Origin of the sequence: Sulfitobacter sp. NFXS29, from assembly GCF_040148765.1 — a bacterium.
Taxonomy (GTDB): domain Bacteria; phylum Pseudomonadota; class Alphaproteobacteria; order Rhodobacterales; family Rhodobacteraceae; genus Sulfitobacter.
In genome coordinates this window covers 1-10676 of sequence record NZ_JAGDED010000022.1, presented here as the reverse complement: position 1 = coordinate 10676, position 10676 = coordinate 1, and the positions used below count along the sequence as shown (strand labels likewise).

Genomic DNA, 10676 nt, shown 5'->3' with positions numbered 1-10676 from the left:
ACACAGGGCGTAACGCCCCGCTGTAACAGACCAACTCATTGTAAATAAATGATTTCTTCAGGTCGGAAAACGCCAAAATGGGCATTTTACACCCTCTGTTACAAACATATTGAATGATTTCAATACCGATGCGTTCTTGCCGTCCTATAGTCCCGACCTCAACCCCATCGAAATGGCGTTCTCCAAGCTCAAAGCGCATCTACGCCGCATTGGCGCCCACACCTTCACCGACCTATTCAACGCAATCGCCGAGATCTGCGACCAATACTCACCAGACGAATGCTGGAACTACTTTAAGGCTGCCGGATATGTCGTAAGTTAAAGCCGGGATGCTTTAAAGCAACTTTGCGATGCCATCGGTAAGCTCAAATGCAGAGTAGCGCCCGGAACAACCTACGTAGCCTGGTGAACTGGCCCCCATTTCGACCGGACACCTTGGGCTAACCAGGGAGGCTTAAGGATAGCCTTAAGCACGTGCTTATGTCTGAGATAGAAATCATTACCGATGGTGGTCGCCGTCGACGCTGGTCTGCGGCTGAAAAGCTGCGGATCGTTGAAGAGACCCTCTACGACGGGGATAGCGTTTCCGCCGTTGCTCGTCGTAATGGCGTGGCGCCCAATCTGTTGTATCGTTGGCGTAGATTGATGCTTGAGGGAGGGAGTGTCGCGGTGACAGGGGATGACAGCGTGACCAGCAATAAGGCTGTTCGAGAGATGGAAGCCCGCATTCGGGAGCTTGAGCGCCAGCTGGGACGCAAAACGCTGGAAGTGGAGATCTTGAAGGAAGCGCTCGACAAGTCCCGCTCAAAAAAACCGACCTTGCTTGCGCAGTCGCTCAAACCGGGTGGTTCCCGATGAAGGCGGTGGCACAGATGTTAGGCGTATCCCGCTCGAACCTACATGAACGGCAGAGGGGAAACACGGAGCCGCGTCGGAGCTATTATAAAGCTCAGGACGCGGCGCTCTTGCCACGTATCGAGCGTATGGTGGCGGAGCGCCCAACCTATGGCTACCGCCGGATCTGCGCAGTGCTGAACCGGGAACTCAAGGCAGAAGGCCTTGCCCCGGCAAATCATAAACGCGTCTATCGCATTATGAAGGCCAATCACTTGCTGCTGGAGCGATCCGGCATCGACCGGCCCGAACGCGCCCATGACGGCAAGGTCATCATGATGCGGTCGAACTTGCGCTGGTGCTCTGACGGGCTGGAGTTCACCTGTTGGAATGGCGACATTATCCGCGCGGCGTTTCTGCTCGATGCTCATGATCGTGAGATCATTGCCTGGCAGGCCGTCGCCAATGCCGGGATTAGCGGCTCGGACGTGCGTGACATGCTTCTGGAGGCGGTCGAGAAACGCTTTGGCAGCTATCGTGCGCCAGAGGTGGTCGAGGTCTTATCCGATAATGGAAGCGCTTACACAGCAAAGGAAACCCGCATCTTCGCTCGCCAGCTCGGCCTGAAGTCATGCTTTACCCCAGTCGCCAGCCCGCAATCCAACGGCATGTCCGAAGCCTTCGTAAAGACGCTCAAACGCGATTACGTGCGCGTCAATCCACTACCCAATGCCGAAACCGTTTTGAATTTGATAGGAGAATGGATCGAAGACTATCACTACAACCACCCACACAGCGGCCTAAGATGGCGCTCGCCTCGCGAGTTCATCAAGGCCGAAACCGAAACCGCTTAGGTGTCCGGTGAAACAGGGGCCGGTCCACCTGGCGGGGGCCCAATGCGAACCTAAAAAACTTAATTTTTGGGCAGGAATGCGATTGTTTGGGCGTATCTTAAGCGACGATCACAATCTCGGTCACATCGGCATCCACCGACTGACAGGCCGCGAGCACCTTTCGGTTCAGATGTGTCTGCACATAATTACCATGAAAGCGACTTGGCGCACTGAGGGTAAGACGCCCCCCCGCCCTATTGATCCGCACAAGATTACGGAGCCAACTTCCATAGACATCCGGGGCTTCGCTGAATAGAATTGCTTGGGCCAACGCCCATTCCGTACCATCGCTTACATCCGGCGGGGGTATTTGGCCTTTTACTGGCAGGGAGACAACAGGGTTTTTCTCAGGCTTAACGCTCATTCGCAAATCAAAATCGGGGCCCACATTGGGCCATTCCGTTTCAGTCATGGCAAACATGCGATCGAGGTCGAGCCCATATTCTGTCACTCTCCCTCGTGCGCCCTGTCGCTTGATCACTAGCCATCCAAGCGCCCGCAGCTTGGCCATCTCGCGTTTGACGGTGCGCTCGTCCACCGCCCATAACCTAGCAATCTCGCGTTGCCCCACGGCCAATTCATCGCGCGCCCAATTATAACGCGCCGTCATCAAAGTGATTAGCCGAAGAACCAAACGTTGGTCATGCTTATTGCGCGCCAGTGCATAAGCGCCTAACGCCGTGATGATATCATATTTGCGGGCAGCGTCGCGTTGACTTGCCTGTTTGACCAATTGCATGGATGCCCTCTTGCTGCGCAGTGCGCAGTTGCTCTGTGCCTAGGATTGGATCTCTTGCCGGACCCTGGGTTGCGATGAAAGACACAACGCCTTTCCGACCTCTTCCCTGATTTGCGTCCAAACCTCCGATTCTGTCAAGAGGCCGATTTGTCAGAACGGCATATCTTAGCCTTACAGTATAAAATTTCTGGGTATATAGGTATGGGGGGTCATCTAGGGCGTCACCTATTAGCTAGAGTTTGTCCCCCATTATCTAGCAGGGGCTCCTCTAATGTCCCCCTATATCTGGCGCGGCCACTATATAGATGGCTTGGCAGTTGTATAAAAGGAATCAGATCTAGCCCTATTTGCCAGTGGCATATGAAATGGCCTACTTTCTCATTATAGGGCTTTCCAACGGTGCCAACTTCGGCGTAAATCACCAATAAGCAGGAATTAGCGTTCCGTGTTTTCCGCCATTGGTTCCCCGCGGGGAACCAATGGCGGAAAACGGTCGCAGAAATGAGGGACAATCATGTATACCCACGCTGATCTGGCGAAATTGCAGGCCCAGTCACTAAAGATGCAAGGGTTCATCCGGCAGCAGACTTATTCCCCCGAAATGGAGAAGACCCTGCGTCGCTTCTCGAGTTGGGAGGTTGCCGAGCTGATTCTTAAGATCAACCCTTCAACCTTTCGCGGCCGTCTTGCGGCGGACCCTTCTCTCCCTGAGGGGCTAGTTGAGGAAGAAGGACGCCAGCGGTGGTACACGTTGGAAGAGATCAATGAGCTGCGACGGAAGCTAAAGATAAAAGGCCGATCCCTCATGCCAGCACGCCCCGCTGGTAAACGCGCGATCCGCGCTGCGATTGCGAACTTTAAAGGAGGCGCGGGCAAGAGTACCGTCGCGCTACACTTTGCCCATGCCGCGGCCCTGGAGGGCTATCGCGTGCTCGCGGTGGACTTTGATCCACAAGCAACGCTCAGCCATTCAATGGGGCTTTCTGACGTTTCCGAAGAGGTGACAGTGTGGGGGATTATGGCACGCGATCTGATCCGCGAGACTGAGCGCATGAACGCAACTTCTGGTGGGGCGGAGAGCGGGGCCGCCCTGCCCCAACGCAAGCTGCCGCCTTCGGTAACGGGAATGGGGTTGAACGATCTGCGCGCCACTGATTTCATCAAGCCGACAAGCTGGCCCACCATTGACATTATTCCTAGCTGCGCCAATGCCGCTTTTGTAGAATTCGCCAGCGCCCAGTATAGGCATCTGAACCCCGAATGGTCCTTCTTTGCAGCTGTGTCCCGCTATCTCGACCAGTTGCCAGACGATGCTTACGACCTGATCGTTTTCGACTGCCCGCCTGCAATTGGCTACCAATCAATGAACGCGGTGTTTGCGGCAGATGTGCTCTATGTCCCTTCCGGTCCCGGCTATTGGGAATACGACAGCACTACGAGTTTCATTGGTCAGCTTTCGGAGGCGTTAGAGGACTTGGGTCGGTTCCGCGGACGACTTCCGTCTGGCACCAATCCGGACAAGGTCTTCGCGGATGTGCGTTTCTTGCTAACACGTTTTGAGCCGAACAACGATTTGCACCGTGCGATGCAGTCTGCTTTTCATCAGGTTTTCAAGTCACATGTAGCAGAGCACCCGATCGAGATGACCCGTGCGGTTGAACAATCGGGGCGCTTCCTGTCGTCAATCTATGAGATGGATTATCGACAGATGACGCGGGAAACATGGCGGCGGGCGCGGATGTCCTTTGATCGCGCTTACAACGAATTCCAATTCACGCTCGTTAATGCGTGGGAAAAGCTGGAGGATTGATGAATGCCCAAGAAACGCTCTGTTTTCGACATCAACTTTGAACTTGACGCTGAAGAGGAGGCAGTGGAGTTCCCCGCGGGGAACTCCACCGCGACGGAGATCGAAGCCTTTAAGGTTGAAGGCCATCCGCTGCAGAACCACGAACCAGCCTCACCTCGGCGTGGTCCAATGGCCAGCGCGATTGCCGAAACTGCCGAGGCTACCCATGAAAGAGCCAACGCCGAAGCGGCAATCCGCGCAGAGAATGACGCCCTTGCCCATGAGCACGTGCGGCTCAAGAAGTTAGGTTTGATCACTGACTTGATCCAGATCTCCGAGGTTATGACATCTAAGCTGACCCGTGATCGTTCCGCCAATGTGGACCCGGAAATTGGTGAGTTAAAAGATTCCATCATGGCCGTTGGGCTTTCGAATCCGATCCGTGTGGAGAAGACCGACAATGGCTTTGAACTTATCCAAGGTTTCCGGCGGCTTTCTGCTTTTCGTCAGTTGGCAGAAGAGACAGGCGATCCGCGATACACCCGTATTCCCGCAGCCATGGTTCCCCGCGGGGAACCATTGGTTGGACTCTATCGCAAAATGGTGGACGAGAACCTAATCCGAAAGGAGCTCTCCTTTGGCGAAATGGCGCAATTAGCTTTGTCCTATGCACGGGACGAGAGGATTGATGTGGCGGAGGCAGTCTCGACGCTCTATGCTTCCGCGATCAAACAAAAGCGGACCTACATTCGACAGTTTGCCCGCGTCTTAGAAGCTTTGGACGGCACAGTGCACTATCCTGAAGCGATCCCCCGAGCGTTGGGGCTTGACCTTTATAAGTTGATCGATGGGCAACCCGGCAGGGCAGGTGAAATCGCAGCGAAGCTAATTGCCGTACCTGATCGGGACAAAGATGCTGAGATGGGAGTGCTGCGCGATGCGCTGACCGGGCGGAAAAAATCAGAGGTGCGGGAGGCTAAATCAGTTTCCAAGACCTCGCTGAGAATGGGCCGACCTGAAGGCCAAGCTCGTGTGACGGCAACAGACGGAAAACTTGAGTTGCGGTTGGAGCGGGACTTCTCCGCGATTCCAAGGGCGCGGCTTCAGCAAAGCATTGAGGCTTTCCTAGCCGCGCTTGACGATGAAGGTTAAGTGTAAGTTCCCCGAGTAGGCGGTGGCTGACCCTATCAGTCGCGATGTGGTCCTGGGCTGTAACGACATGTGTGCTCCCGGGCGCCGGTTCCCTGCTAGCGGCTTACGTTGGCGTACCGACGTGCCATCGCCCGCTGCCCAGCGAGTTCGATGCGGAGATTCGGGGTGATCGAAGATTTCTGTAAGAGTTCGGTGTCATAAGCTGACCTCAGGTGTGACAGCGCGAATTTTACGCCTAATTGCGACGGCGGCGGAAGATGCGGTCCGGTCGCGCATGCAGCGCCTAGACGCGCATAGTTTCGGCGACAATCTGGTGCCGCCGCTAGTTGCGATGATCCACAGTGCTCGGTGGCGGGACAAGATTTTGCAACAACGTGTCGGGGCATGAAGGTGCCTGCTCAACTGCCCGTCGCACCGCGGGCGTATAAAGAAGAACTGCCTTCGCCCTAGATGGCGAGGGTTGCCGCAAACTACGGGTCGGTGTCCCTCGAGCTGGTGGTGTATCTGGCGGGGCAGGGGGGAGCGATGCAGGCGCGCGGCAATTTAACGATGTGGCGCCGGTTTTGTGGCTCCTCCCGCTTCGGGCAAAGGCCTGCCGGATCGATCGGGAACGGCTTCGGTGCAGGTCACTGGCTTCCCGGTTTCCTGAACGGCCGCAGGACTGGTTGCTGACCGAGACTGTGCTGGTCTGTTTTGGCTGTTTCTATGGGGATGTCACTGCCGATCGCGAAGCCTATCTGCGGGCGAATTGGTGAATGGCGAAGCAGGTTTTCTTCCGTCTCAGCGGACCATGCTTGTGGATCGCTGAGAGACGGGTGGCGCGGCGCCTTGTAGCCTACCTTTCGCATGCTGAATGGTCTGCTAGGCTTCCTTCTGTTGCAAGTGCGCTGCCGGTCTCATCGGCGGGGAGGGAAACAGAAGACGCTGTGGAGGCGGATTGCCCTGTGCGCGTTCTCGAACTCCGGCGCAAAATCAGCGAAATGGTCAGTGGGGAAACAAGCCGTCTCGATCGAATCGAGCAGGCAATTCGCACTTTTTGGGCTTCGCTGATGGCGACGGCGCAGCCCAGCCTATCCTGGCGCTCTGGTACGATGAACGAGGGTGGAATTGTCCTTAAGAGGCTCGTGTGGCCGTCGGTCGGCCTGCGCCTCTTCAGCACCTATCAGTGCGCTGGTGGGCACTAACGCTGGTGATCTAGCATGATCTCTTTGGAACAGATCTGGTGCCTGGCGCGGGCCTGTTCCGGCGTGTCCGCCGATTGCCGTGGCTGAGAGAGGGGCGAGGCACGCGGGTCGGCAAAGGAAAGCGTGGTATTGATGTAGGGGCGGAACGATTTCTCAAATTGAGCAAGAGGCTCGTCCACCGGTTAAATGCAAAGTTCCTAGACGAGAGAGGCGATTTCGGCCGAATCCACCCGTGAAACGAAAACGACATGCGGCCGTTCCGTGGCGTATCATCGGAGGTCCGATAATTTAAACTTATTGGACATGATGTGGAGCGACAAGGTGGGGCGGTTAATGCTCTATTTAGTGGTAGAAAACGCCGCCCTGGTTTAGGCTTTGGGCATGACATCTGCCCGACCCGACCCATTGGACGACGCCGAGACGATACCCCGGATGCCGTCTTGGGTCACCTCGGCCCGTGCTGAAACCATTGAGGATGTTGCGTTTTTGTCGGGTGCTGCGCTTGGGCATCTGCATATCGTGGTTACGCGGGATGACCTGCCGCATCCCTTGTTGCGGGACCGGCTGGCGCTGCGTGCGGCGGAGGCTTGTGTCGCGTTTTCCGGCCGCCCGGAGCGGGCAGGGGAGCTGCGCGACGCCGTATACCTTCTGCGCCCTGGAGACTTGCCCGGGCCGGCTGGGGAAACCTTTATGACTTGGCGGAGGGTGGTGAGGCGGCCGGTGTCGGTCAGCGTTCTGTGCCGCGCTGTGCCGACCCTGGAGCAGAGCCAGATTGACACATGGCTCAATGCGGGGCAGGGGGCGCCGATCTCTCGCGCGGCGATGGTGCTGCAGACGGTTCTTATGGAGGCACCGCGGGCAGAAGCGCTGGCCCTGATCTTGGCGGAGGCGTCCCTCGCTAAGTCGCTCGGATGGAAACATCTTATACCATTGCTGGCCCCGGGCCTAAAACGTGCGGACCTGCGCAAACAAGGTGATGACCTTCGCCTCGCCTGTCACCGCGCCTTGATTGCTTCGGCGGTCGAGACGATACGCCTTGCTGCCGATCTCGCGCGGCGGGCAGAGCATGTCAAAGCGGTTGCGCCGAAGCTCCGCGCCAAAGGGGCAGCGAAAGCCATGGAGATGTTTTTGGCCCGCGACGCCGTGGCAGCAGCTGCACTGCCTTTGCCATCGCGCGCGGCTCGGCGGCTTTGCGATCGGCTTGTTGATTTGAGGGCCGTGCGCGAACTCACCGGCCGCGGCACGTTCCGGCTCTACGGGGTATAATATGGCCAAACAGCGCTCTGAACCAGAGCTGGACCGCGAACTGGCCGACCTTCCACCAGAGCTGCGCTGGCGGGAATGGATGCGCAGGATCGAAGCGGTGCTTTTTGCCTCCGCCTCACCTGTGCTGTGCGCGGATCTGGCGCGGGTGGTAGGGCAGGGAGCGGCAGTCGATCTCCTCATCGAGGACCTGGCCACGGATCTCAACGAACGCGCGTTCGAAGTCGTTAAGGTGGCGGGTGGCTGGATGATGCGTACAAAAAATGCTTATGCCCCAGCGATCCGCACTGCAGCAGATATCGAAGAACAACTGTTAGATCTGAATGAATTCGACGTCGCAGTGCTGGCTGCCATCGCCTATCACCAGCCGATCACCCGTGACGGGCTGAAAGATATTTTCGGGAAAGAGATCAGCCGCGATTTGATTGGTCGGCTTCACGCGCGCAATCTGATTGGAACGGGACCAAGGTCTCCGCAACGTGGTGCGCCTTATACCTTCGTGACCACGGATCAGTTCCTCGTCGCATTTAATCTGGAGACTTTGCGCGATCTGCCAGACAAGGAACAGTTGGAAGACGCGGGCTTCACTGCAGAGAGCTACAAGGCTGACATATAAACGCTTTTCAGAAACCATTTGCTTTGTGAAGTTGTTTGGTTAAAACAATCTCAGGGTGTCGATCGAGACTCCATTCCACTTCGGCTTGAACTTCCATGGGCCGCGGTAAAACTGCGGCGGCCTTCAGTCCATTCCCTGGCTCTTGGGGTCGTCGCTTTTCTTCGCATACCCAACGCTTTTCTCTGAAGACATATAGGTCGAAACCTGCCACAATATTTGCTTTTTTCTGAAGCGCACGTATATGCATTTTGTGAATGACAATTGTGGTTCATTCACGCCGGTGCATCCTCCCTGTAGCACCGAATAACTGCGGCGACCCCTTCCCTTTTTACCCCAGGTGGGTCGTCGCCACTTTTTCTGCAGACTGCGCTGCCTGCGCGAGCCGAAACAAGTACACGCGGTGAGTTTAAACCTCTGTATGATAGACTCGTTTGGTGTGCGTGTAGGGGCTGGCAATTAACTTCGCGCCAAGAGTGGCGAAGACTTGCCACGCCGACCAGCGGCAGAGGGATGTGTGCTACTTCCAAATTGGTAACAGGCGAAGGGACGTCGTGAAACAAGCGGCCACCCTTGGGCCTCGTTCAGTGCAGCTGGCTGACTAAGCGAATGTCGAGGTACGCCTCGACCGCTTCTGACCCACACTCGGTACCGTAGCCGGAATCGGCGATACCGCCGAAGGGCAACTCGGGCAGGGCGAGGCCGGGGTGGTTGATAGTCAGCATCTCGTCCCGCACCGCAGCGTGGTTGCGGAGGAGATGAAGGCGTAGGCGGCACCTCCCATGGGATTGCACTGCGTTACCGTTCGAACGCCTACTGCTCAAACTTGGCTAATCCCTTGATGTTGGCACGTCAGTGCGGGGTGCATCCGGACTCCGTGTCGCTGCGTGTATCGAAAAACGCTTGATAGATCTTGAACAGAGCGAACACAGCGACGGTCATTGCCAGAACCGGGCGCACGAGACCCGGCATCTGCGCCAGTGCAGCGCAGATCATGAGGAAGAACGGAAGTTGTAGAAGGGCGAGGGCACGCGCCGGTATCGGGTGACGCGATACAAAGGCCAACAGCACCGAAAACATCATCAATCCCAAAAACAGCAGCGACCACTTGAGCCATGACTTTGGAGGCTCTTGTCGTCATCTCTATCATAGTAGGTAGCGTGGGCGCGTTTTACGTCTCATGGCGCGCCCACAAGGATTCCTACAAGGCAACTGGACCGGATGAGGAGCTTGTGAAGCGCTTCGTCGAGACCGCTCCGCTACATCTGTTGAAGGACATCACTGATACGTAGCGGGCCATCTCAATTCAACCCAGAGGCGTCCAAAATTCGAGAACGGGTTTTATGTTAAGCGATTTTGACATGCCGGGATTCCGCTCCAAGTTGTGTCATGGTCACCCTTGAACGCGATTGACGACGGGACGCAATATGACTGCCCAAGACGATAGATGGCGATATCTTCACAGCGTGATCTGGGATGCGCTACGTCGCCGCGATGACATTCCCCTGGATGAGCTGCCGGAGCATGTACAAGTGCATCTCGCGGAGACTGGAGCAGCGCGTCCGATCTACAATGACGTGGTCCACGCAAGAGCTGAAGATGTCTTGGCGGCGCTCAGTCAAACAAAGACTGAAATCCTGGCCCTGGGCCCTCTGTTCATCGAGAGCCGCGTCGAGATCGCCCATGTCTCGCCTCGGCGTTGAGCCTTATTAGGCGCGTCCCAAGCTTGTCGATAAGCATTCCAATCCATCGTGTTCGCGAGGTTTTCGGTATGCATAAAGTGCAATACAATTACTGTATTAATCACTTTGATCCGTTACGACTATGTATCAGATTGTTCGTAAGGTGCCCGGCAGGGCCATTTGTTCGGCTACTCGGGTCACAACTGGCATGCCTGCTTATGTCCAAGGCCCCAGAGAAACAAAGCAATAGGGAAATAGAATGACAATCATGAAGGCTTTGATCGCCACCGCAGCATTCGTCAGCAGCTTTGCGACGGCCCCCGCTTTCGCTCAGGACAACAGTGCGGAAACACTAACCTCAGTTATGGAGCGCGGCGTACTTCGGGTTGGCGTGCTGGGGGTGTTGATTGTCACTGAGAACTGACCCGGTAGCCCCATAAATTGTCACTGAGAATTGACCCATGTGAACACACTTCCCCGACGGTTTTGGTTGGGGGGATTTGGAGTGATCGACATGGGATTTTTGA

At 56.3% G+C, this 10676-nt stretch carries 11 protein-coding genes and 1 pseudogene; 8 read left to right on the top strand and 4 right to left on the bottom strand.

The annotated features are described in order from the left end of the window. On the bottom strand, positions 1-199 hold a 199-nt coding region (locus tag J3456_RS19510; RefSeq protein ID WP_502989529.1), incomplete at its 3' end, for a hypothetical protein. Here J3456_RS19510 and J3456_RS19255 point away from each other — a divergent pair. Further along, a pseudogene (locus J3456_RS19255) lies at positions 134-322 on the top strand (transposase); the annotation flags it as partial. The gene J3456_RS19510 and the pseudogene J3456_RS19255 overlap by 66 nt on opposite strands. 158 nt (positions 323-480) lie before the next feature. After that, positions 481-1688 (top strand): IS3 family transposase gene (locus tag J3456_RS19250; protein ID WP_349581870.1). Its coding sequence is split into 2 segments (ribosomal slippage): positions 481-805 and positions 805-1688, totalling 1209 coding nucleotides; the frame shifts between segments, so codons are not numbered across the junction. Positions 1689-1785: 97 nt separating this feature from the next. Here J3456_RS19250 and J3456_RS19245 read toward each other — a convergent pair. Beyond that, complete coding sequence (locus J3456_RS19245; protein WP_349581869.1) at positions 1786-2466, bottom strand: DnaA N-terminal domain-containing protein; 681 nt, start codon at positions 2464-2466, stop codon at positions 1786-1788. A 514-nt stretch (positions 2467-2980) separates the two neighbouring features. On the opposite strand from J3456_RS19245, the gene J3456_RS19240 reads away from it, so the two are divergent. From J3456_RS19240 to scpB, 4 genes are all read left to right on the top strand, one after another. Beyond that, positions 2981-4276, top strand: coding sequence for an AAA family ATPase (locus tag J3456_RS19240; protein ID WP_349581868.1), 1296 nt, complete (start codon positions 2981-2983; stop codon positions 4274-4276). 3 nt (positions 4277-4279) lie between these two features. Further along, the gene (locus J3456_RS19235) at positions 4280-5407 is read left to right on the top strand and encodes a ParB N-terminal domain-containing protein (protein ID WP_349581867.1); all 1128 of its coding nucleotides are present in this window, start codon (positions 4280-4282) and stop codon (positions 5405-5407) included. A 1565-nt stretch (positions 5408-6972) separates the two neighbouring features. Further along, positions 6973-7857: a DUF1403 family protein gene (locus J3456_RS19230; RefSeq protein ID WP_349581866.1), complete on the top strand. Its 885-nt coding sequence runs from the start codon at positions 6973-6975 to the stop codon at positions 7855-7857. A gap of 1 nt (position 7858) precedes the next feature. Further along, positions 7859-8470 (top strand): SMC-Scp complex subunit ScpB, encoded by a 612-nt coding sequence (gene scpB / locus J3456_RS19225; protein ID WP_349581865.1) that lies wholly within the window; start codon positions 7859-7861, stop codon positions 8468-8470. 581 nt (positions 8471-9051) lie between these two features. Here the strand turns inward: scpB and J3456_RS19220 are convergent. After that, positions 9052-9192 carry an aldehyde dehydrogenase family protein gene (locus J3456_RS19220; RefSeq protein WP_349581863.1) on the bottom strand — a complete coding sequence of 47 codons (141 nt, stop codon included), beginning with the start codon at positions 9190-9192 and terminating at the stop codon, positions 9052-9054. Between the two features lie 127 nt (positions 9193-9319). After that, positions 9320-9547, bottom strand: coding sequence for a hypothetical protein (locus J3456_RS19215; protein ID WP_349581861.1), 228 nt, complete (start codon positions 9545-9547; stop codon positions 9320-9322). Positions 9548-9894: 347 nt separating this feature from the next. Here J3456_RS19215 and J3456_RS19210 point away from each other — a divergent pair, with 347 nt between their 5' ends. Both J3456_RS19210 and J3456_RS19205 read left to right on the top strand, forming a co-directional pair. After that, positions 9895-10170, top strand: a complete 276-nt coding sequence (locus tag J3456_RS19210; RefSeq protein WP_349581859.1) for a hypothetical protein — start codon at positions 9895-9897, stop codon at positions 10168-10170. Positions 10171-10408: 238 nt separating this feature from the next. Beyond that, positions 10409-10573 (top strand): hypothetical protein, encoded by a 165-nt coding sequence (locus J3456_RS19205; RefSeq protein ID WP_349581858.1) that lies wholly within the window; start codon positions 10409-10411, stop codon positions 10571-10573. Positions 10574-10676: the final 103 nt, after the last annotated feature.

Excerpts from the sequence above, each read along its gene's own strand:
- J3456_RS19230 (WP_349581866.1), top strand. The coding sequence starts at position 6,973 with ATGACATCTGCCCGACCCGACCCATTGGACGACGCCGAGACGATACCC.
- J3456_RS19220 (WP_349581863.1), bottom strand. The coding sequence starts at position 9,192 with ATGCTGACTATCAACCACCCCGGCCTCGCCCTGCCCGAGTTGCCCTTC.
- J3456_RS19210 (WP_349581859.1), top strand. The coding sequence starts at position 9,895 with ATGACTGCCCAAGACGATAGATGGCGATATCTTCACAGCGTGATCTGG.
- J3456_RS19235 (WP_349581867.1), top strand. The coding sequence starts at position 4,280 with ATGCCCAAGAAACGCTCTGTTTTCGACATCAACTTTGAACTTGACGCT.
- J3456_RS19215 (WP_349581861.1), bottom strand. The coding sequence starts at position 9,547 with ATGTTTTCGGTGCTGTTGGCCTTTGTATCGCGTCACCCGATACCGGCG.
- J3456_RS19240 (WP_349581868.1), top strand. The coding sequence starts at position 2,981 with ATGTATACCCACGCTGATCTGGCGAAATTGCAGGCCCAGTCACTAAAG.
- J3456_RS19205 (WP_349581858.1), top strand. The coding sequence starts at position 10,409 with ATGACAATCATGAAGGCTTTGATCGCCACCGCAGCATTCGTCAGCAGC.
- scpB (WP_349581865.1), top strand. The coding sequence starts at position 7,859 with ATGGCCAAACAGCGCTCTGAACCAGAGCTGGACCGCGAACTGGCCGAC.
- J3456_RS19245 (WP_349581869.1), bottom strand. The coding sequence starts at position 2,466 with ATGCAATTGGTCAAACAGGCAAGTCAACGCGACGCTGCCCGCAAATAT.